The 20871-nt window shown below is 63.9% G+C and carries 22 protein-coding genes; 6 read left to right on the top strand and 16 right to left on the bottom strand.

The genetic code is table 11. From position 1 onward, the window contains the following. Nucleotides 1-24 precede the first annotated feature (24 nt). On the top strand, nucleotides 25-924 hold the full coding sequence (locus AABD04_RS17120) for a 3-hydroxyacyl-CoA dehydrogenase (RefSeq protein WP_243608337.1): 900 nt from the start codon (nucleotides 25-27) through the stop codon (nucleotides 922-924). Nucleotides 925-1079: 155 nt separating this feature from the next. On the opposite strand, the gene AABD04_RS17115 is transcribed toward AABD04_RS17120, so the two are convergent. Then, nucleotides 1080-2282: a PucR family transcriptional regulator gene (locus AABD04_RS17115; RefSeq protein WP_341441912.1), complete on the bottom strand. Its 1203-nt coding sequence runs from the start codon at nucleotides 2280-2282 to the stop codon at nucleotides 1080-1082. 130 nt (nucleotides 2283-2412) lie between these two features. Between AABD04_RS17115 and AABD04_RS17110 the strand changes: the two genes are divergently transcribed. Then, nucleotides 2413-4077, top strand: a complete 1665-nt coding sequence (locus AABD04_RS17110) for an FAD-binding dehydrogenase (RefSeq protein WP_341441911.1) — start codon at nucleotides 2413-2415, stop codon at nucleotides 4075-4077. Between the two features lie 12 nt (nucleotides 4078-4089). On the opposite strand, the gene AABD04_RS17105 is transcribed toward AABD04_RS17110, so the two are convergent. Both AABD04_RS17105 and AABD04_RS17100 read right to left on the bottom strand, forming a co-directional pair. Next, nucleotides 4090-6567: an alpha/beta fold hydrolase gene (locus tag AABD04_RS17105; RefSeq protein ID WP_341441910.1), complete on the bottom strand. Its 2478-nt coding sequence runs from the start codon at nucleotides 6565-6567 to the stop codon at nucleotides 4090-4092. Nucleotides 6568-6644: 77 nt separating this feature from the next. Then, nucleotides 6645-7037: a LuxR C-terminal-related transcriptional regulator gene (locus AABD04_RS17100; RefSeq protein ID WP_341441909.1), complete on the bottom strand. Its 393-nt coding sequence runs from the start codon at nucleotides 7035-7037 to the stop codon at nucleotides 6645-6647. Nucleotides 7038-7252: 215 nt separating this feature from the next. Here AABD04_RS17100 and AABD04_RS17095 point away from each other — a divergent pair, with 215 nt between their 5' ends. Then, entirely contained in the window at nucleotides 7253-8497 is a 1245-nt protein-coding gene (locus tag AABD04_RS17095) for a TetR family transcriptional regulator (protein WP_341441908.1), read from the top strand. A gap of 37 nt (nucleotides 8498-8534) precedes the next feature. Here AABD04_RS17095 and AABD04_RS17090 read toward each other — a convergent pair whose 3' ends face one another. The 7 genes from AABD04_RS17090 to AABD04_RS17060 all read right to left on the bottom strand — a co-directional run bounded on the left by AABD04_RS17090 (nucleotide 8535) and on the right by AABD04_RS17060 (nucleotide 14555). After that, a complete protein-coding gene (locus AABD04_RS17090) occupies nucleotides 8535-9785 on the bottom strand; it encodes a PP2C family protein-serine/threonine phosphatase (protein WP_341441907.1) in 1251 nt (416 codons plus the stop codon). Between the two features lie 15 nt (nucleotides 9786-9800). Further along, nucleotides 9801-10250, bottom strand: a complete 450-nt coding sequence (locus tag AABD04_RS17085) for an ATP-binding protein (RefSeq protein ID WP_341441906.1) — start codon at nucleotides 10248-10250, stop codon at nucleotides 9801-9803. Between the two features lie 28 nt (nucleotides 10251-10278). Next, the gene (locus AABD04_RS17080; protein ID WP_341441905.1) at nucleotides 10279-10668 is read right to left on the bottom strand and encodes an STAS domain-containing protein; all 390 of its coding nucleotides are present in this window, start codon (nucleotides 10666-10668) and stop codon (nucleotides 10279-10281) included. A 31-nt stretch (nucleotides 10669-10699) separates the two neighbouring features. Further along, entirely contained in the window at nucleotides 10700-11056 is a 357-nt protein-coding gene (locus AABD04_RS17075) for an STAS domain-containing protein (protein ID WP_341441904.1), read from the bottom strand. A 156-nt stretch (nucleotides 11057-11212) separates the two neighbouring features. After that, the gene (locus AABD04_RS17070) at nucleotides 11213-12805 is read right to left on the bottom strand and encodes a phytoene desaturase family protein (RefSeq protein WP_341441903.1); all 1593 of its coding nucleotides are present in this window, start codon (nucleotides 12803-12805) and stop codon (nucleotides 11213-11215) included. Beyond that, nucleotides 12802-14121 (bottom strand): APC family permease, encoded by a 1320-nt coding sequence (locus tag AABD04_RS17065; RefSeq protein WP_341441902.1) that lies wholly within the window; start codon nucleotides 14119-14121, stop codon nucleotides 12802-12804. The genes AABD04_RS17070 and AABD04_RS17065 overlap by 4 nt, the downstream gene beginning before the upstream one ends. Next, nucleotides 14118-14555 (bottom strand): SRPBCC family protein, encoded by a 438-nt coding sequence (locus AABD04_RS17060; RefSeq protein ID WP_341441901.1) that lies wholly within the window; start codon nucleotides 14553-14555, stop codon nucleotides 14118-14120. Before AABD04_RS17060 ends, AABD04_RS17065 begins: the two co-directional genes overlap by 4 nt. A gap of 201 nt (nucleotides 14556-14756) precedes the next feature. On the opposite strand from AABD04_RS17060, the gene thiD reads away from it, so the two are divergent. Next, entirely contained in the window at nucleotides 14757-15548 is a 792-nt protein-coding gene (gene thiD / locus AABD04_RS17055) for a bifunctional hydroxymethylpyrimidine kinase/phosphomethylpyrimidine kinase (protein ID WP_243596362.1), read from the top strand. 103 nt (nucleotides 15549-15651) lie between these two features. Continuing rightward, nucleotides 15652-15957: a hypothetical protein gene (locus AABD04_RS17050; RefSeq protein WP_341441900.1), complete on the top strand. Its 306-nt coding sequence runs from the start codon at nucleotides 15652-15654 to the stop codon at nucleotides 15955-15957. Between the two features lie 198 nt (nucleotides 15958-16155). On the opposite strand, the gene AABD04_RS17045 is transcribed toward AABD04_RS17050, so the two are convergent. From AABD04_RS17045 to AABD04_RS17020, 6 genes are all read right to left on the bottom strand, one after another. Further along, nucleotides 16156-16398: a hypothetical protein gene (locus AABD04_RS17045; protein WP_341441899.1), complete on the bottom strand. Its 243-nt coding sequence runs from the start codon at nucleotides 16396-16398 to the stop codon at nucleotides 16156-16158. Beyond that, nucleotides 16395-16655: a lipopolysaccharide assembly protein LapA domain-containing protein gene (locus AABD04_RS17040; RefSeq protein ID WP_243596364.1), complete on the bottom strand. Its 261-nt coding sequence runs from the start codon at nucleotides 16653-16655 to the stop codon at nucleotides 16395-16397. The genes AABD04_RS17045 and AABD04_RS17040 overlap by 4 nt, the downstream gene beginning before the upstream one ends. Nucleotides 16656-16746: 91 nt before the next feature. Continuing rightward, nucleotides 16747-16917 (bottom strand): CsbD family protein, encoded by a 171-nt coding sequence (locus tag AABD04_RS17035; protein ID WP_243596365.1) that lies wholly within the window; start codon nucleotides 16915-16917, stop codon nucleotides 16747-16749. 116 nt (nucleotides 16918-17033) lie between these two features. After that, entirely contained in the window at nucleotides 17034-17840 is an 807-nt protein-coding gene (locus tag AABD04_RS17030; RefSeq protein WP_341441898.1) for a transglutaminase-like domain-containing protein, read from the bottom strand. An 84-nt stretch (nucleotides 17841-17924) separates the two neighbouring features. Further along, complete coding sequence (locus tag AABD04_RS17025; RefSeq protein WP_341441897.1) at nucleotides 17925-18944, bottom strand: LLM class flavin-dependent oxidoreductase; 1020 nt, start codon at nucleotides 18942-18944, stop codon at nucleotides 17925-17927. An 81-nt stretch (nucleotides 18945-19025) separates the two neighbouring features. Beyond that, a complete protein-coding gene (locus AABD04_RS17020) occupies nucleotides 19026-19607 on the bottom strand; it encodes a TetR/AcrR family transcriptional regulator (protein ID WP_222092734.1) in 582 nt (193 codons plus the stop codon). A 93-nt stretch (nucleotides 19608-19700) separates the two neighbouring features. On the opposite strand from AABD04_RS17020, the gene AABD04_RS17015 reads away from it, so the two are divergent. Then, nucleotides 19701-20843 (top strand): acyl-CoA dehydrogenase family protein, encoded by a 1143-nt coding sequence (locus AABD04_RS17015; RefSeq protein ID WP_341441896.1) that lies wholly within the window; start codon nucleotides 19701-19703, stop codon nucleotides 20841-20843. Nucleotides 20844-20871 lie beyond the last annotated feature (28 nt).

Below are 20871 nucleotides of genomic sequence, written 5' to 3'. Positions count from 1 at the left end.
CGATGAATGGGAAGTGTGTCGTCCATGACCGATGTTGAGAAAGTGACCGTATTCGGAACTGGAGTGCTCGGTTCACAGATCATGATGCAGGCTGCGTACCACGGAAAAACCGTTGTGGGATACGACATTTCCGACGAATTGCTGGCCAAACTGCCGGATCGCTGGGAATGGATGCGCGGATACTACAAGCGTGACCTGAAGACCTTCGACGAGGCGCGCTTCGACGAGGCCATCGAATCCATCACGACCACCACCAGCGTCGCGGAAGCCGTTTCGGACGCCGACCTGGTGATCGAAGCAGTTCCGGAGGATCTCGAGCTGAAGAAAAGTGTCTGGTCGGATATCGGCGCGTCCGCCCCGCCGAAAACCATCTTCGTGACCAACTCGTCGTCGCTACTGCCCAGCAGTTTTGCGGAGGCTACCGGGCGGCCGGAAAAGTTTCTTGCACTGCACTTCGCCAATCTCGTGTGGCGGTACAACACAGGTGAGGTGATGGCAACTGCTGCAACAGATCCCGTTTATTTCGATACCGCATTGAGCTTCGCTTCGGAGATCGGTCTCGTTCCCGTTCCGGTCCGAAAGGAAGTTCCGGGATACGTGTTGAACAGTCTTTTGATTCCGCTGCTGCAAGCAGGAGCCAACCTCTACGTCGGCGGGGTTGCCAATCCGGCGGACATCGACAACGTGTGGCGCATAGCCACCGGGGCGCCCGCCGGTCCGTTCCAGATATACGACACGGTCGGCTTCAACGTCGCAGCACACATCGCCCGCGCACACGGCGGCGAGGATCAGGTCAAGTTCGCCGATCTTCTGCAGAAGGGTATCGACGCGGGAAAGACGGGCCTCGGGGACGGTGAGGGCTTCTACACGTACGATTCCGACGGCAAGCGTCTCGATGCTGTCGAGTCGTGGAACATCAACTGAATCGCTCGATCACTGTCCCATTCAGGTGGACGAGACCGCGAAAAGATTCATGCATGGGTGCCCATTGTTCGACGGTCTCGTTGTCGGTGTCTCCAGCATGCCACCGCTTGGATCGTCGGACATTCGTGCGCCGCAGCGATGGCCGCCGAGCCGGATCAACCGAGTTGCCGCAGTTGAATCGCAGTGTCCAACGCGAGTCGATGCCATGCAGATCGCGGATCTCGGCCGGTCAGTTCCTGGGCTCGGCGCAGTCGGTAGCGCAGAGTCTGCGGATGCACATGCAACTGTGCCGCGGCGGCCGTGGCGGTACCGGTGGCGATGAAGGCCGAAAGCCCTTCGAGGATATGCTTGTTCGCCGACTCGGTGAGCGAGCCGAGAACGGTGCGCACCACCTCGCTCGTGTCCGCAGTGGTCCGTGCGGTCAACAGTGCCAGCAACTGGCCGTCGCCACTGTCGAGCACGGCACGGTCGTCGAACGCGTGGTCCGGTGCAGTGTCCAGCGCCTCCGAAGCAAGTCTCCACGCACCTCCTACACCGACAATGGTCGATCGCACTACCAGGCACCCGCGCAGCATCATCTCGTTACAGGCGGCCTCGACCTCGGTGCGCTCGATGGCATTGGGCAACAACAGGATTGCGCGCTGATCACGCCGAGTGCACAGATGGCTTCGTCGAGTAGACTGTGCCGTGCGGTCGGGTGGGGTGAGTCCCAGTGCGAGAACGAGAGATTCGACGGTGTCGTCGGTCAGTGACCTGCCTGCGTCCATCGGCTCCACCACCAGCACATTCGGGTGAGTAGGCAGCTCGAGGTCCAGTTCGCGGACGCGATCGGCCAGCGCACCGGGCGAATTCTGCCTGCCTGCCACGAGGTCGTCGAGCAAGAGCGCATGCGCCTGTGCGCGATTGGACGTGAGCTGTTCGCGCGCAACGATATACGCGCCGATGATCTCCTCTGATATCGCATCGATGGCGTCGAGCACGCCGAGGCTGAGCTCGGCGATGTCCGGCGGTTCGAGTGCATCGAGATACTCGGTGGTCACGTGCCGAACGAACACGCTCGACGCGACTCGGTACGCTCGGAGCACGTCGGCCAACGGCCGCCCGTCGGCGGCGCGTGCGGCACCGATTGCGCGGAACCTACTGTGATCTCGCTCGTCGATGGTCGAATCGCCGCCCGCCCACAACGTCATCAGGCGTCGCAACGACCAATACGCGATTGCCTCCACGTCGGCCAGTTGAGGCCCGTGCAGGTTGCGGTATACCGGGATTGCGTCGCGAACGGCCTGCACAGCCGACGCCACGACGGCGACCAGTTCCCCTTCGATCTCGGCGACCACCGCGGCTCGGGCTGTGTACATCGCGGCATCCTGTCACAGTTTGTCAGTTGCTGATAGACCGAATCATCATTGGTGCAGATTTCCTTGAGTTACGGTGCTCACGACAGCACAGTCGAGGGAGACAGCCGAGTCGAGCAGAAGAGTGGGGCCAATGGACGCAGACGTGATCGTGGTGGGTGCCGGCCTGGCAGGTCTGGTGGCAACCGCCGAATTGGCCGACGCCGGAAAACGCGTCCTCCTCCTCGACCAGGAGCCCGAACAGAACCTGGGCGGTCAGGCGTTCTGGTCGCTCGGCGGTCTGTTCATGGTCGATACGCCGGAGCAGCGACGCATGGGTATCAAGGACTCTGCAGAACTGGCGTGGCAAGACTGGCTCGGCACCGCGACATTCGACCGCGGCATCGACGATCCCGCAGGCGAGGACTACTGGGGTCACCAGTGGGCGCGCGCGTACCTCGACTTCGCAGCGGGGGAGAAGCGCTCGTGGCTGCATGCACAGGGCATGCGCTGGGTTCCCATCGTCGGATGGGCCGAACGCGGTGGATACCTCGCCGAGGGCCACGGCAACTCTGTGCCGCGCTTCCACCTCACCTGGGGGACCGGCCCCGGCGTTGTCGCACCGTTCGAGCGGCGCGTGCGCGAGGCGGCCGACAAGGGATTGGTGCGCTTCGGTTTTCGACACCGTGTGGACGAGTTCATCGTCAGTGCCGGCACAGTCGAGGGAGTCCGTGGCGCAGTTCTCGAACCCAGTGCCGCAGAGCGTGGTTCGGGTAGTACCCGGGCGGAGGTGGGCGAGTTCGAGCTGCGTGCCGGAGCGGTGCTCGTCACGGCGGGCGGCATCGGAGCCAATCACGACCTGGTGCGGGAGAACTGGCCGGCCCGGTTGGGATCAGCTCCGAAGTCGCTGATCTCGGGAGTTCCCGAACATGTCGACGGCCGGATGCTCGGCATCACCGAGAAAGTCGGGGGCCGTCTGGTCAACAAGGACCGCATGTGGCACTACACCGAGGGCATCAAGAATTGGAACCCGATCTGGAAGAACCACGGAATCAGGATCATTCCCGGCCCGTCGTCCATGTGGTTCGACGCGCGTGGCCGACGCTTCCCGGTTCCGAACTTCCCGGGATTCGACACCCTCGGAACGTTGAAAGCCATCCAGGACAGCGGATTCGAGTACTCCTGGTTCGTCCTCACCCAGAAGATCATCGAAAAGGAGTTCGCGCTCTCGGGATCGGAACAGAATCCGGACATCACCGGCAAGAACCTCAAGCTCGTTCTCAGTCGGGTGTTGCCCGGTGCCAGCGAACCGGTAGAGGCGTTCAAGAAGAACGGCGAGGATTTCGTCGTTGCCGACTCCCTCGGCGACCTCGTCCAGGGAATGAACAAGATTGCCGGTGAGGACCTGATCGACCTCGCCGATCTGCGGCGGCAGATCGAGGCCCGCGACCGCGAGGTCGACAACCCCTTCACCAAGGATCTACAGATCTCCGCTATCCACAACTCGCGTCGTTCGCGCGGAGAGCGGATCGCGCGTACCGCGTCACCCCACAAGATCCTCGACCCCAAGTCGGGTCCGTTGATTGCCGTGCGCCTGAATATCATCACGCGAAAGACCCTGGGCGGCATTCAAACCGACCTGCAGGGGCGCGTCCTCGACGGCGACGGACAGGCGATCGAGGGACTGTGGGCGGCCGGTGAGATCGCCGGATTCGGCGGTGGTGGAGTGCACGGATACCGCTCACTGGAAGGAACGTTCCTGGGTGGGTGCATCTTCGGGGGCCGTCAGGCCGGACGTGCGCTCGCAGCGCAAGCGTGATGAGCTCTCGCGTCAGCCAGCGGAGTCTCCGATCGACTCGATGATGGTTCGGGCACACAGAGCCGGGTCGTCGATCATCGGAACATGGCCGACGCCGGGCAAGGTGACGAACCGGGCATGAGGGAGCCGCTGCTGGGCAACGGGAACGAATTCCGCCGGGGGGAAGATTCGATCGTGAGCGGCCCACGCGACGGTGACCGGGCAAGGTGGATCGACGAGTGGATCCATGCTCTCGCGGGTGTTAAGCAACTCGTACGCCGCGTCGCACCCTACGAGATCCTGGAACGATCGACGGGCCTGCTGCGTCGTCATTCGGTATCCGTGTACCGCGATGTCACGCATGGCAATTCGGCGAACGAGGCCGAACGTCATCAGCGGCGGGGCAAGACGCCGAGTGGCGTCGGCCAACTTTTTGGTGCGGATCAAGGTGACTCGGCTGGCCCCGGGCTTGTCGTCCTTCGCCCACAGTCCTGCAGGTGAGAAAGCGCAGACCGATCGTGCGCGCCCCCGCCTCGCCAGTTCGACGGCCATCCATCCGCCCATCGAGTTTCCGGCGACGTGTACTGCACCCAGCCCACGCTCGTCGAGTTGGCGTTCGGCAGCGTCGGTGACGGCCGCAATCGTCGCTTCGGTGCCGAGCACCGGACCTCCGAGGTGACCGGCCGCGGTGGGAACGATGACGTCGAACCTATCGGTGAGAAGCGGCACGACGTCGTCCCACGCTGCTCCCGACATGGTGACGCCGTGCAGCAACATCAATGCAGGTTTGTCGGTCATCGGCTGAATTCGGCCAGTCGAGTCGAAACCTGTTCCGGGAGACCATCGTTCTGCTTCTGCGCCGCCGTCAGAACATCGAGGTGGTTGTAGCCGGGCAGCGTGATCGGAATGTCGTTCGGGCTGTCGGACGCACCCAGATCCAGACCACCGTCGCCCTGCAAGGTCAGCACGGGGTTGCGGCTCACGCCGTCGCGGTAGAGGTAGTGGGCGGCAATCGACGGCGCGGTCGGTTGCCCCAGATCGGTGGTGATGGCCGTCGGGAAGTACCACTCGGTGAAGTCGAGTGGTGGTTCGCTCAGGCTCCGCGCGATCTGCGAGATGGAGGTGACTTCCTGCGAGGGGATCGGTGTACGAGTTCGGGGTCATCTCGTCGTAGTCCTGCCACGTGTAGACGACGGACGGATCTCCGTAGCTCGTCGGTGCTGCCTTGCGGTCGCTGCCGAACACCTGACCCAAAAACGGAATGGTCGCGATCACGTCGTTCGGCATCGGGAAGTATTTGTCCTGAACGGGTCCGTTGCCGATGAAGCCGACGCTGGTCTGCAGAAATCCGAGTGGCTGAGAATTGTCGTCGAGCAACGCGCCGACGACGGCTTCGTTTGTGGCGTACAGCGTTCTGATGTCGGGCAGCCCGGTCGTGGCCATCAAGGTGTCCTTGGACAGCAAGGTCCGTAGAGTCGCATCGAAGTTGAGGCCGCGCGGTAGTCGGTCGACGACGTCGTTGACTCCCGTCGGGTCCAATCGAGCGGCAAGTCCCGCTATCGCAAGCAGATTCGTCGTTTCCGGATTGATGACGGCGGGCAGTCGCGTCACCGGATACACGTCGGTCAAGGTGCCCGACGCGGCCTCGATCGGCTCGGCGAGCGCCGGCGGGAGTTCTGGAATGTCGAGGTTGCGGATGGGGTTCGGAGGACCGGCCTTGATCACGGTGTCGAGTGCGAAGTACCCGGAGCACTGGTTGTATCCGGCATCAGCGGTGGTTGCCGGGTTGCCGTCGAAATCCCAGTTCGCGAAGTAACCGGTCAGGAATCCACCGAGGGAATGGCCACCGCACAGCACCTTCTGCTTGCGGATGTTCTGGTCGGGGAGTTCGAGACGCAGCACGTCGTACTGGTCGCGCATCGTCTGCACCAGGCCCTGGTCCTTCAACCACGCGGTGCCTGCGCCGTCGGCGTATCCGGCGAAAGTGCGGCCGTCGGCGGTTCCCCCGGCGAAGTAGTAGTCCGTGGCGATGTCGAGGTCGTTCGCGGCGAGTGCCGCCTGGCTTCCGGTGTGATCCTCCAGGCAGTTCGAGCGACGGTCCAGGGCCCAGAATTCGATGTGTCTGCCCTCGGCAGCTGCTGCGGCGACAGTGTTGCGTGCGACGGACTCGAAGGCACCCGCACCTTCGAACACCCCAGGCTGTGCCACGAGCACTCGGTCGGCGTCCGCTGAATTCTCGGGACCGTCCGCGGCTCGGTATCGCAGATAGGAGAGCCGATCGCACTCCGCCGGGTGCGGTTCAGAACCCACGGGAAGCGGGGCATCGAGAACGACCACCGACGCGACGACCCCGGTGACGGGTGAGGACGACGAGATCTCGCGTTCGGTGCGGCCTGGCACAGGCTCCGCAGACACTGCGGCAGGTACCACGGCCGAAATCGACACCACCAGCGACGTGCACACGGCACCACGCACGAACGAACGCCGCGCGAATTCCCCCAGAATTGTCATGGCCCCCACCATCGGCATGAATACATCGTGCATCCGGGAATCTAGCATCGGACCGCGCCGCGGTGAACGGCTATCGGTCAGAGATCGTCGAGGGTGACCAAGCCGTCCTGCAGTGCGCGGGCCACGAGCGACGCTTTGGTGGGTGCCGCTCGCCCGACGGTGGAATATTTCGCGCGAATTCGAGTCAGGTGGGTGTTGACTGTGCCGAGCGCAATGTGCAGAACCGCACACACTTCCTGCTTGGAGTCGCAGCGCAACCACGCACCCAGGACTGCGATCTCGCGCGCAGTGAGGCCCGGATCGGCGAAGTCGGACGTCTCGCCATGTGACCGGGATCTGTCGGTGCTGGGGGTCGAGACGGTCCGAGACCTCATGGTCGATGCGCTGCGGCGGGGTGCAAAGCGCTGCGAGGGCTGAGCCGTCGGAACGGCTATGGGCTGGATCGGTGTGGTGATAACACCCGAATCCATCGTTCGCATCACATTCGCCCCCGCTGTCCGTGTTGGGTCTTTCGATCATCCGACCACGGCGGAAAACATGAAACAACACCACCGAGTTCGAGTGCGAGCGCAGTTTTGTAGCGGGTTATCGAGCAGTTTTGATAAGGCTGTAAAACACTCGGCCGGGCCAATGAGGTTGCTATGGTTCGATGTCCACAAGGTCACACATTCGTAGGCGGCTGTCGTTGAGCACGAAATCCACACCACGTGAACAACTGCTCGGGGCGGGGCTGCGTTTGTTGGCCGACCTCGATATGTCGGTGCTGGCCAAATCGTTGTCCATTGCCGCGATCGTGGACGAGGCGGGACTGTCGCATCAGACCTTCCACAACGTGTATCCCGGCTCCTCACGCGCCGAGGAGCGCGGCGGTAAGGAAGCGTTCGTGGAGGATCTACTCACGCATGTGTCGTTGCAGTACTCACCGCCCGATGAACCCGGCGCGCAGCCTTCCGTCGAACTCGCGGTCTATTTCGAGCACCTGATCTCGGGCTTGATGCGGAGAAGGATGATCGGCGGCATGATCGCCTCCGATCATGCCGGTGCCCGATCGTCGCTGGCTCCGGAATTCGATGCCATGGATCGCGCCGCCGAGAGCGCAATTCGGAACCGACTTCGTGCTCGCGGCGGTTCGGTCAAAAGGCCTCTGACGGTGACCGACCTGTGCACGGTCTTCGTCGCTCTGCTCGACGGGCTTGCCTTCCGGGAGACGCTCAGCCCGGGAACGATGTCAGCGGCACGGGTGTCCGAGGTCGTCGACTCGTTGTTGGACTGGGCAGTGGACCCGGTGCACTCGGATCGATGGCAGGGCGCCGCGCAGCAGGTCGATGCTCCGCCATCACTCGAACCCCTCGATCCTTCCAGGGTCGATATCGAATCCGATGTCATCGCGGCCACCGAGGCACTGTTCTCGGAACACGGCTATTTCTCGGTCACTCTTGCCGACATCGCGTCGGCTTCCTCGCTGAGCGTCACCGATCTCAAGCGATTGTTTCCCAGCAAAGTCGACATCATCGTTGCCGCGCTGACACCCGAGTTCGAGCGGGTCCTCCGACTGGGTCGCGCAGATGCTCGTCTCGAAGTGGAACCGGTTGTCGCCCTTACCCGTACGGTGAATCGGCTGGCGGAGTTCGTGGCGAATAATCGGGCGATGAGCTCGGGAATGTTGCTGGCGCTGAGTTTCGAGCAGTTTCACGAGCCGGGTACCGTCACCACCATCAGGGAACATCTTCCGGTGCCGTCAGCGCTCGTTCCGGTCATCGAAAGCGGGCAGCGCCGAGGTGATTTCGCCACCGATGCGTCTGCACTCGAATTGGCCACGATACTCGCCAACAACGTGGTGATCAGATCTGTGACGCGGTCTGCCGAGCCCCCGGAGGAGGTCGCCGACGTCGTTCTGAGGGTGTTCCTGTCCGGAATACTGTCTCGGTGATCGAGGCCTGGTGCGATGATCACGCCTCGGCCGAGCTTCAGTCGGGAAGAGGGACCTCGAAGGCGAGCAGTGCGACGTCGTCCTGCAGGCCGTCCCCGAAGGAGGCCAAGAGCGACGTGAGGTCGTCGACGATCTTCGGTGCCGTCGTCGGACCCTTTCCGGCAGCGAAGGATTCGAGGCCACCGTCGTCGTCGAAGCGCGTCCGCCCGGGTCCGACGATCGCCTCGGTCAACCCGTCGGTGTAGAAGGCCATGACGTCACCGGGTCGCAGCGTCACCGATGCAGACGCGAAATACGGCTCGGCCAATGCTCCGACCAACTGGCCACCGGTGGTGTCGACGAAGTCCACGACCGCGTCGCGAGTGACGCGCAGCGCAGGTGGATGCCCGCCGCTGGCGAGGTGAACCTCTGCGCCATCGGGTCCCGGTGAGATGGTGCCGAACACCACCGTGCAGAATCGCGGGTCGTCGCCGTGAAACTCGTGGTGCAGAACGGTGTTGAGGTTTTCCAGCACGGAGATCGGATTGCGGTCGAACACTGCGGCGGCGCGCAGGGTGTATCGGGTCAGCGAGGTGACGGCGGCGGCTCCCGCGCCCTTGCCACTGACGTCACCGAGGAAGAAGCCCCATGTGTCCTTGTCGAGTGGGAACACGTCGTAGAAGTCGCCACCGACCTCGTCGATCGATGCAGGGTGATAGTGGGCCGCGACGTTCATGCCCGTCGGAGCGGACAGGATCGGGGGCAGCAGGGTGCGTTGCAGGGTCGACGCAAGAATCTGCACCTGCGTTTTCTCCGCCTCTGCCTGCTTGCGTGCTTGTTCCGAGGCACCGAGTGCGTCCTGTGATCTGTCCAGTGCGGCCTCGGCGGTGTCCTGCGCGGCCTCGGCATTGTCGCGGGCGTCGATCAGATCCTTTTCGCGCACGTGACGCTCGGTCTCGTTGTGCAGCGTCATCGTCACCGTCATGGCCCCCGCGGACGTGCGGACACTGTTGGCGAGTATCGACACGGCAATTGCGGAATTGCGTTCGGCGGAGATGGTCAACTTCGCGGAGGCCCCGATCGGAGAGTCGTCCGGTGAACCCGACGCAACGTCCATCAGCGCCGTCAGTACCGGCTCGAACTCGATCGTGAACAGATCGGTGACCGCTGTTCCTACGAGAGCATCACGACTGCGTGCAGTGATCCGGGCGGCGGCCGCATTGGCGTACAGGATCCGTGCGGTGGCGACGTCGACCGAGAACACACCGCACGGTGCCGTGTCGAGCAGTTCAGCGGCGGTGGCAGACATGGGCACTCCCTTCGGTCATGACGAGCGGCTGGCAGATCTCGAACGGCCGGCGGAGACCGGGTTCATCCACGTTGCAGTCACGATGGTGCCGAACCCCGGCCGGTGGTCGACGACGAGATCGTCGGCCACCGCAGCAGCGAGTTGCAGACCGTGGCTGCGGTTGGTCGTCGGTGTCGGTGGCCGCCACGTTCCGGTGTCGGAGACCGTGACGGTCAGTGTCTCGTGTTCGTACGCGGCGGTGATGGTCATCGTTCCGGGCTCCGGTGCCGAGCGGTACGCGTGCTCGACGACGTTGGCGAGTGCCTCGTAGACCCCGAGCACGATGTCGTCGACCAAGGAGTCGCTCACCCCCAGTTCGAGAGCCCAACTATGCAACCGTCGTCGAACAACTGTCGCTACGGTCGACTCCGCGGGAGCGGTGTGCGTCCAGCGCCGAGTCGACGGCGTGGGAGTGACCCCGCTCATGAGCACAGTCCGGACGGGTGTCGGCCGTTCATCGGGCGGCCTCGTCGTCGAGGGTCGCCGACTGCACGTGAGCAACCGCATCCGGCACCGTCGTGAACGTGGCCATCACCCGGTCGATTCCACTCAGTTGAACGGGCCGAGTGACGACGCCGTTGACTGCCACCAGCGCCATGCGCGACGCGTCCGGCATGCGGTCGCATACTCGCACCAGCACCGTGATTGCGCTCGACGACAGAAAGCTCACGTCGGTCAGATCGACCACGAGTCCGCCCCTGGCCGTGTCGGCCGCAGGGAAGGCAGTGGCCGACAGTTCCGGGATGGTGTCGAGATCGAGTTCGCCTCGAACGGTCAGCACGGTGGTGGCCTCGTGCTCGGCCGCCACGATCTCGAACTGTCCTCCGGTCGGCTCCTCTGACATGCGCTCGACGTTACCTGTTATCGAGTCGGATTCACGACCGAGAGGAATCGTCGAACAGCTCGCCCGCGCCCAGCACGTCCAACACCATGCGCACCGATCGTGCGGGGGCCAGTACTCGGATCTTGTCCGGATGCACGTACGTGGCGTCGATGATTGCATTTGCGACGCCGGAGTAGATGAACGACACCTCCGACAGATCGACCGAGACCCGAGTCGATACGGAGGCCAGAACGTCGAGACTGTGCACGAATTCGGCGCGAGTGGACATGTCCAGTTCTCCGAAGGCACGCAGTGTGTTGTGGCCGTTCGGTCGAGTTGTCGTCTCGAGTCGGAACACGCCCTCTTCGTCGCGAATGGAGCGTTCCATGGTTGCGGTGCTCGTCAACATTTGCCTACCTCTTCCCCGAAGCGCTCGTTCCGGTCGGTGACCGCCGGCTGCGAGACGCTGAGTTGTTGTGCAGTCAACGATGCCAGTGCGTCATTGCGGAAGGCTCAGTCGTTGAATCTCGAACTGGTAACACAAGGTCACGGTTCGGTAACGGCGCTACCTGGTCAGCACATCGATGAGGGAACCGGTGATCTTTTTCTTCACCCAGCCGCGCGCACCTCGTTGACCGAGCGCGGCCCGGGCAGCATTGAGGCCGGCTGCACCGTGCACTCCGCCACCCGGGTGCGCCGATGCCGATCCCAGGAACAGCCCTTCCACCGGGGTTTCCGACCGGCCCAGGCCAGGCGTCGGGCGAAATATCAACTGCTGCTGCAATTGCGCGGTGCCGCCGTTCACCGCACCACCGTGCAGATTGGCATCCGCACCGTGCAGATCGCTCGGGCGTTGCACGACTCGGCCCACGACCGAATCGAGAAAGCCCGGTGCGTGCGCATCGAGGACGTCGTCGACTCGGCCCGCCACGGTGTCTGCCGAGGCATCGTCGACGACGCCCCGCGGGAGATGCGTGTAGGCCCAGGCGCTTTCGGTGCCCTCCGGCGACCTGCTGCGATCGGCGGTGGTCATCTGGCCGAACAGTATGAACGGGCTCTCGGGGAGTACACCGGTGGTGAGATCTGCCGCCCAGTGCACGAGACCGTTGTCGTCCGCACCGAGATGGACGGTGCCGGCATCGGCCAAAGACGGCGAATTCCACGCTATTCGGCGATCGAGAGCGTAGTTCACCTTCACCACCGGGGTGTCCCACTCGAAGGTGCGCAAGTCGTCGTGCACGCGGCGCGGAACGGCGTCGAACGGAAGCAGCGATCCGTACAGCGCCGGTGCGGATACGTCGGCGACGATCGCTCTGCGTGCCCGGAACGTATCTCCGGCCGCGGTGTGCACGGCACGAGCGCGGCCGCCGCGTACATCGATGAGCTCGACCGCTTGACCGCACTCGAGCACCGCACCCGACGCGGCACCACGGCGAATCAACGCGCTCGTCAATGCCGACGATCCACCGACCGGGGCGGGATACCCGACATCCTGGGCCAGCATCGTGAGCAGCCAACCCATCATGCCGCTCACCGGAGCATCGGTCGGGACGTCACCGTGCATCGCGTTACCCAGCAGGAGGCAGCGAGCAGCCTCGCTGTGGAAGAGCTCGTGTGCCATCACCCGGGCGGGGAGGGCTGCGAATCGAGCGAAACGCAGTGTCTCGGGCACCCCGAGCGTGCGGGCGAGGCGAGCCGCGGGGACGACGGGTGGAAACGGGCCGAACAGCGAATTCATGAAGGGCTCGCGAATGCGTTGCCATTGCTCGAAGAGCTCCAGCCAGGTGCGGCCGTCGCGCTTGTCGTGTTCGGAAAGCATTGCCGCAGTGGTCTCCACGTCGTGGTGAACGACCGGTGCATCGGTGTCCTGCGGAGACAGCGCGTGCCCGTACGCCGCGGGGGAGTGCGACCACTGCAGCCCGTGGCTTTCCAACTCGAGTGCCGTCATGGCAGGCGAGGCGAGAGCCAGTGGGTAGAACGCGCTGAAGAGATCGCTGGTGAATCCAGGAACCAGCGTCGCGCTGCGCACAGCCCCGCCGGGATGTTCGGCAGCCTCGAGGACCACGACGTCCCAGCCGGCGTCTGCCATCGCGGCCGCCGCGACCAAGCCGTTGTGGCCACTGCCGATCACGATCGCGTCGACCTCGGTGGTGGTCATCGGACGGCACTCCTCTGGTCGGTGGTGGTCTTCCCGGTCAGCACGTTACCGGCGACGTACAACGCAACTCCTACGGCGAGGAGCAGTCCGGCACGGAGCCACGTTGCCGCGGACTGTTGAGTCAGCAACACAGCGCACGTGATCAGCGCCAGGATGGGGAGCACTGTCGGCGTACGGAAATGGTCGGAGTCGGCCCGATCGCCACGGAGTACGAGCACCGCGATGTTGGTGCTGACGAAGACGAACAGCAGAAGCAGCACGACCGTCTCCGCCAGCGCGGCGACGGAACCGGTGCTGCACAACACCATCGCGACAACCGTGGTGGCGACGATCGCCGCCCACGGAGTCCTGCGGCCAGGCAGAACCTTGGCCAATGCGCCCGGAAGCAGACCGTCACGAGCCATGCCGAAGGTCAGTCGCGACGCCATGATCATGGTCAGCAGTGCACCGTTGGCTACCGCTAACAGCGCGACGAGGCTGAAGACCCACGGCGGAATGCCGGCATCGGCAGCGGCGACGACCTCGAGCAGTGGGCCGGTCGATTGCGCCAGGGTGTCGGCAGGCACGACCGTCGAGACGGCAAGACCTACGAGCACGTACACCACCCCGGCGACGGTGACGGCACCGAGCAGAGCACGCGGATAGACCCGGCGTACGTCCTCGACTTCCTCGGCGATGTTCGCGGACGTCTCGAATCCTACGAACGAATAGAACGCGAGCAGAGCCGCACCGAGCACTGCGAGCGTCGGAGTTGTCTCGTCGGTGAATTCGAGGACCCTGGACGGGGTGCCGTCGCCCCGGCTCAGGACGAGACCGGCGAGGGCGACGATCAGCACCAGCCCCGATACCTCGACGATCGTCATAGCGAGATTCGCCCGCAACGATTCGGTGATCCCGCGGGCGTTGAGCAGCCCGACCAGTAGTAGGAAGACGACCGCCGCCGGCACAGCAGGCACGTCGAGGAACACGCCCAGGTAGTCGCCCGAGAAGGCGAGCGCCAAGCCTGCGGCGCTGGTGACGCCTGCGGCGAGCATCGAGAACCCGACGAGGAACGACACGATGGGTTTTTTGTATGCCTGTTGCGCGAACACGGCCGCGCCACCTGCTCTCGGGTACTTGGTGACGAGCTCGGCGTACGAGGCCGCGGTGAGCAGGGCCATCAGCAGCGCCACGAGCATCGGTAGCCAGATCGCTCCGCCGATCTCGCCTGCGATCTCGCCGACCAGCGCGTAGATTCCGGCACCCAGCACATCGCCGAGTATGAACACGAACAGCATTTTGCCCGAGACTGCCTGTCGCAGTGGGGTATTGCTCATGGAGTTGTGGACCGCTCTGCCAGCAGAGCGAGCCGACGGAGCGCTTCGGCGTTGCGCGGATGTGCCAACAGATATTGCACTCGGTTCGGCACCAGGTCGAACGGCGGGGTGATCGCGTGCTCGATGATCTCCATGCGACAACCGGTGGCAATCGGGTGCAGCCGCACCGTGATCGAGGCCTTGCCGAACGGCAGCGCCCGCGCTTCCAGTCGAAGCTCTCGGTTGACGTGAAGTCCCACCGAACGCGTGACGTCGCTCAGGACCGCGGGCCATGCGCCCACCGAATGGTGGATCGCGGAGCCCGGGGCGGGCCAGGTGTCGTCGACCGCGCGAATACGGGATGCGCCGACCACCCAGGTGGCGTACGTCCATCCGTTCGCGAGAACGTTCCACACGTCCTCGCAACTGGCTGTCGTGTTCCTGCTGGTGGGCACGGTTCGGCCTCCGAACTCTCGTCGTGTCGCGTGATCGCACGATCACAGATCGTGCGCCGCTGCTCCTGGGCTCGAAGTCGATGTACTGCGCGGCGTGGTCGTCGGAGACGACCCGAAGTGGTCGTATGCCCCGAAACTGCCGGACCCAATCGGATGCGACCACCTGATTCACGGTCGATTCCGCGTTGTCATACTGAGGGCATGTCGACAATCGCGTATGTCATCGCAGGTTCGGAAGCCACCGGCGGAGCTGGTCTGCAGGCCGATCTCAAGACATTCGAGCGACTCGGGGTGTACGGCGTCGGAACGATCACGTGCATCGTGTCGTTCGACCCGAAGTCGGGCTGGAGTCACCGTTTCGTTCCCATCGACAGCTCGGTCATCGCCGATCAGATCGAAGTGGCCACGGCCGCACACGATCTCGACGTCGTCAAGATCGGCATGCTCGGTACGCCCGGTACCGTCGAGACGGTGGCGACCTCGTTGCGTCTGCAGCCGTGGCGGCATGTGGTGGTCGATCCGGTATTGATCTGCAAGGGCCAGGAGCCGGGCGCGGCACTCGACACCGACAACGCTCTCCGGCGCGACATTCTCCCGCTGGCCACCGTGATCACGCCCAACCTGTTCGAGGCGCAGACGTTGTCCGGAATGGACGCCATCTCCACCGTCGATGACCTGGGCGAGGCTGCCAAGCGCATTGCCGAACTCGGGCCGCGCTACGTGGTGGTCAAGGGTGGTGCCGGCTTGCCCGGCGACGAAGCCGTCGATGTCGTCTACGACGGTTCCGAACTGACAGTGCTGCGCGCCCCCAAAGTGGGCGACGAGCGGGTCTCGGGAGCTGGATGTGTGTTCGCGGCTGCCATCACCGCCGAGCTTGCCAAGGGCGCGGAGGTGCAGGATGCGGTGGCCACTGCCAAGAGCTTCGCGCACGCGGGCATCGTCGGACGACTGACGAGCAACGCTCCGTTCGCCGCGGTGAGTTGGCACGACTGACAATCGCTTCCGCCGTCAGGTTTATCTCCGGTCTCGAGCGGGCAGCCGTCGTGGACGGTTTGTCTCGAATGGGATGAACGGTCCGCATCCGGAGGGGATCCACATGGCAGACGAGAACACGAGCGAAGCCGACGCCGGAGCCACTGACGACGATCGGACGACCCGCGGGCACGCCGGTGAGGCGATCGTCGACACACGGAACTGGCCGGGTTACATCTGCATCGGAGTGGCGCTGGTGAGCCTCGGTCTCACCCTCACCGCAGCTGGTTACGGCTTCACCGGTTGGGTGTGGATCGGGGCAATTGCCGCGACGGTTCTGCTGGTGGCCGGAATTACCTTGGTGCTTCTGGAGCGTAGGCGCGTCAAGGCTCGGGAGGGCAAATCCCTCAGCGACCCGGCGGGTCATTGACCCAGTCCGCGGCCGACGGATCCCGGAGTCGACAGGCCGAGTTGTCGGTGCGACGCCGTAGGCCCTCGCAGTGGAGATCGCCGAACCCGACGATGTTGTCGCTGTCGCGGGCCGAGGCTGCGGTACAGAGCAGGCCTACGGCCGAGAACTTGTCGAGTTCGACGATCGAACTGTGCTTCGGGAAGCGTTGAACGATCTCTACCGAGACCCGGCCTGGCCGAGGGTGTGTCGGGATTTGCGTTCCTTCTTGCCCTGCGACTTATCGGCTCGTTTCTGCGCGAATCTGCTGGCCGATTTCAAGCCCTTGGACACGACGTTGTACTTTCCCGTTCGCTTTTCGAGGCTCTGACCGGCGAAGGCCAGGAGTCGAGCAAGGATCGGTAGGCCGATCGCGACGATGAGGTATCGGTACAGGTACTTGCGCGCGAGCAAAGGAATCATCGGACTGCGCGTCGAACCTTGAACGCCGCGGTCGCAGTCAGCGTGATCACGGCTCCGACGACTGCTGCGCCGAGCAGAGAGACGCCCTGGGCGAGATCGAAGTTCCAGCCCAGGAAGTTGATGTTCGTGTGAATCGTGTTCTGTAGCACGAAGATCACCAGTGCTGCCACGAGCACGAGCGTGATGAGGAGGGCGAACTTCGAGGCGAATCCGCCGCGACGCTTGGTGGTCTTGGTCGTGTCGGTCGATGTGGTCATGAGGGGAATCCGTTTCCTGGTGTGCAGTGGGTGGGGTGAAAGGTGAGTGCCGCCGATCATCGAGATCGGCGGCACTCGATGAGATCGGGGGTTACTTGAAGGTGTCCTTGATGTTTTCGCCGACCTTCTTCACGCCTGCCGAACCCTGGTCCTTCTTGCCCTCGGCCTCGAGATCGTTGTTGTTCGTGGCGTCGCCGACAACTTCCTTCGCCTTGCCGATGGCGTCTTCTGCTGCGTTCTTGGCCTTGTCGATGAAGCTCATGCTGTTGCCCTCTCAGGTGGCTGTGATTGTTGGTAACGGATACTTAGTCGGTTTTCACGGCTGAAAACAAACGCCGCTGTGATGTAGCTCACATAACGGCGCTGTCGGTCGGCGGATCAGGTGAGGGAGATCAGCTCGGTGATGTCGTCCTGGGGGAGTTCGCCGTCGACCACGGCTGTGACCACGGAACTGTTCAGTGTGATGGCACCCTTGTGGTTGTCCAGGAATGCGGTGTCGGCGGCATCGCGACCCACCGAGATCCGGACCAGCGTCGAGCGAGGTGCCAGGCACGTGGCATCGACGACGCGCCACTGCCCGCCCACGAACGCTTCGGCGACAGCGTGAAAATCCATCGGATCGCAGCCGGGTGCGTACACCGCAACCAGTCGAGCCGGAACGTTGACCGCACGCAGCATGGCGACCACGAGGTGCGAGTAGTCCCGGCAGACGCCCTGTCCGGCGAGCAGTGTGTCGACGGCACCGTCGATCGGATCACTGCTTCCCGGAACGTAATTCAGGCGTGAGCCCACCCAAGCGGAGATCTTGGCCAGCAGTTCCTCGGAATCGGCGTAGTCGCCGAATTCTGTTGCGGCGAAGCCGTAGAACTTGTCTGCTTCGGCGTAACGGCTGGGCCGGAGGTAGAGCGACATGTCGTAGTCGGTGACGGGGGCCGGGGTGGTGTTGCCCAGGATGGTGGCGTCGTACGAGACCTGCAAGTTCCCGACGTCGGCGGGCATGACGTGAATGCGGTTGCCGTGCGGTCCGCTCACTTCCTTCGGCTCAACGGGGTTACCGTCGAGAACGAAGGAGAGCGATTCGGTGACCGTAGTACCGGGGTGCGGTGCGATCGCGATCTGGAATTCGAGAGTGGTGGCGGCGGTGATGTCTACATCGAGGCGCGCGGATACGTCGCGTTTTAGCATGAGGACTCCTGGCAGGCGGGGGCGGGTGAACCTGCTGCCAGTACCCGTATCCGCCGAAACCAATCGCCCCTGGTCACCGAGTGATCAACGCCACCCCAGTGCGGGGGCCACGTCGCGCAGCAGTGTCTCCAGAACGTGCGCGCAGTATTCGACGCCCAACTGGTTCGGGACGGTGAGCAGCAGGGTGTCCGCGGCGGCGATCGCTTCGTCGGCGGCGAGTTCTTCGATCAGTCGATCGGGCTCTCCTGCGTATGTCTTGCCGAATCGGGCCTTGCCGCCGTCGAGGTAGCCGACCTGATCGTCGCCGCTGCCCTCGCGGCCGAAGTAGGCGCGATCGAGGTCGTTCACTATCGGAAAGATGCTGCGGCTCACGGACGTTCGAGGAGCGAAATCGTGCCCGGCGTCGCTCCACGTCTTGTGGAATCGTTCGATCTGCTCGGCCTGCAGCTGATGGAACGGCACCCCAGTGTCCTCGCTCAGCAGGGTCGAGCTCATCAAGTTCATGCCCTGTTGTGCTGTCCACTCGGCCGTCTCGCGGGTGCCTGCTCCCCACCAGATGCGTTGACGCAGACCCGGTGCGTGCGGTTCGAGGCGCAGCAGGCCGGGTGGATTGGGGAACATCGGCCGCGGGTTCGGCTGAGCGAAGCCCTTGCCTTCGAGGAGATCGAGGTAGATGCGGGTGTGCTCGCGGGCCATGTCTGCATGATCGGAGCCCTCGGCGGGTGCGTAGCCGAAGTAGCGATAGCCCTCGATGACCTGTTCGGGCGATCCCCGGCTGACGCCGAGCTGTAGACGCCCGCCCGAGATGAGGTCGGCGGAGCCGGAGTCCTCGGCCATGTAGAACGGATTCTCGTAGCGCATGTCGATGACACCGGTGCCGATCTCGATGGTGCTCGTCTTGGCGCCGACGGCGGCAAGCAGCGGAAACGGCGATGCGAGCTGGTTGGCGAAGTGGTGGACGCGGTAGTACGCGCCGTCGGCTCCGAGTTCCTCGGCCGCGACCGCCAGGTCGATCGACTGCAACAGCACATCCGATGCCGATCGTGTCTGCGACTGCGGGGACGGTGACCAGTGGCCGAAGGACAGGAATCCGATCTTCTTCATCGTGTGCTCTCTCGTTGAAGGATCAACTACGTTCGTAGAACTCAGCGCTCGGCGGGGTCGATTCATTCCCCGGTTCCGGCACTAGGCTCCGATGCCCGCCGTCAACAACTTCGCCAATTCGAGGTAGGCGTCTCCGTCACTGAGGCCGGTGAGGCGGAACACCTCGCGAGTCTGAATTCGGACCATGACAGAGGAAGCGACATCGCCGACGAAGGCCGCGTGCACATCACGTACTTCGCCACTGGCCACGCCCTCGCTGATCAACTCCTGGACGCGGCGCGCAGCGATCGCGGTATTGCGCTCGTACACCGAGCGGGCCGCCTCGAGTGACGCCAGGTCGGTCATGAATTGCTCGGACGCCGATTCCAGCGCTGCACCCACCGCAGTCAAATACGTGGTGATGCGATTGCGGGTGCCGTCGACCTCGGCGACGGCGTTTTCGACCTGGGTGGTCATGGACTTGAAGTAGTGCACGGTGGCCCCGCCGACCAGCTGATCCTTGCTCGACGCCAGGGTGTACAGGGTGGACTTGGAGCACCGAAGCCGGGCCGCGATGGTATCGAGCGTGAGGTGTGCGAAGCCCTCTGCCAGAAACAGGCTGACGAGCTGGTCGAAGAGTTCGGAACGGCGCGCCGTGGCATGCGAGGTCACGGGTGCGTTCACAGAAGAGATGGTACTGCATCGAGTTGTGCAGTACTGTTCGTCAGTACTGCGGATCATTCTTCAGTACTGATGCCGAACATCCCGGAGGTTCACGTGCCCGTCGATCGTCTGTTGCCCACCGCCGAAGCGCGCGACCTCATCGCGCTGACCCGCGACGTGGCAGACAAGGTGCTCGACCCGATCGTCGACGAACACGAGCGCAGCGAGACCTATCCGACAGGCGTGTTCGCCACTCTCGGTGAAGCAGGGCTGCTCAGCCTGCCGTACGCGGAGGAGTGGGGCGGTGGTGGCCAGCCGTACGAGGTGTACCTCCAGGTACTCGAAGAGCTGGCATCGCGTTGGGCAGCAGTGGCCGTTGCAGTGAGCGTGCACGGTTTGGCCTGCTATCCCGTGATGGCGTTCGGGACCGACCAGCAGAAAGCCGACAAACTTCCCGACATGCTCGGTGGGGCGCAGATCGGTGCCTACTCGCTGTCCGAGGCGCAGGCCGGTTCGGACGCAGCAGCCTTGAGCTGCAAGGCCACCCCGACCGAGGGCGGCTACACGGTGAACGGTTCGAAGGCGTGGATCACGCACGGCGGGGTGGCCGACTTCTACAACCTGTTCGCCCGGACCGGCGAAGGATCGAAGGGCATCTCGTGCTTTCTCGTTCCGGATGGAACCGACGGCCTGAGCTTCGGCAAGCCCGAGGACAAGATGGGGCTGCACGCGATTCCGACGACCTCGGCGCACTACGACGACGTGCACGTACCGACCGAGTGGCGCATCGGTGCGGAGGGGCAGGGGCTGCAGATCGCCTTCAGCGCGCTCGATGCCGGGCGGCTCGGAATCGCTGCTGTTGCAGTCGGAATCGCGCAAGCCGCACTCGACGATGCCGTGAAGTACGCGCAGGAGCGCACAGCGTTCGGTAAGAAGATCATCGACCACCAGGGCCTGGGATTCGTGCTGGCGGACATGGCGGCGGCAGTGGACTCCGCACGCGCGACGTATCTCGACGCGGCTCGCCGTCGGGACGCGGGACTTCCGTACTCCCGCAATGCTTCTGTGGCCAAGTTGATCGCCACCGATGCAGCCATGAAGGTGACCACCGACGCGGTGCAGGTGTTCGGTGGTTACGGGTACACCCGCGACTTCCGCGTCGAGCGATACATGCGCGACGCCAAGATCACGCAGATCTTCGAGGGCACCAACCAGATTCAGCGTCTGGTGATTGCACGCTCGCTTGCAACGAACTGACGATCTCAATCTCCCATTCCATACAACG

Origin of the sequence: Rhodococcoides navarretei, assembly GCF_038069675.1 — a bacterium.
Classification (GTDB): Bacteria; Actinomycetota; Actinomycetes; order Mycobacteriales; family Mycobacteriaceae; genus Rhodococcoides; species Rhodococcoides navarretei.
Note: the sequence above shows the minus strand (reverse complement) of the source record. Positions and strands in the feature narration are given on the sequence as shown.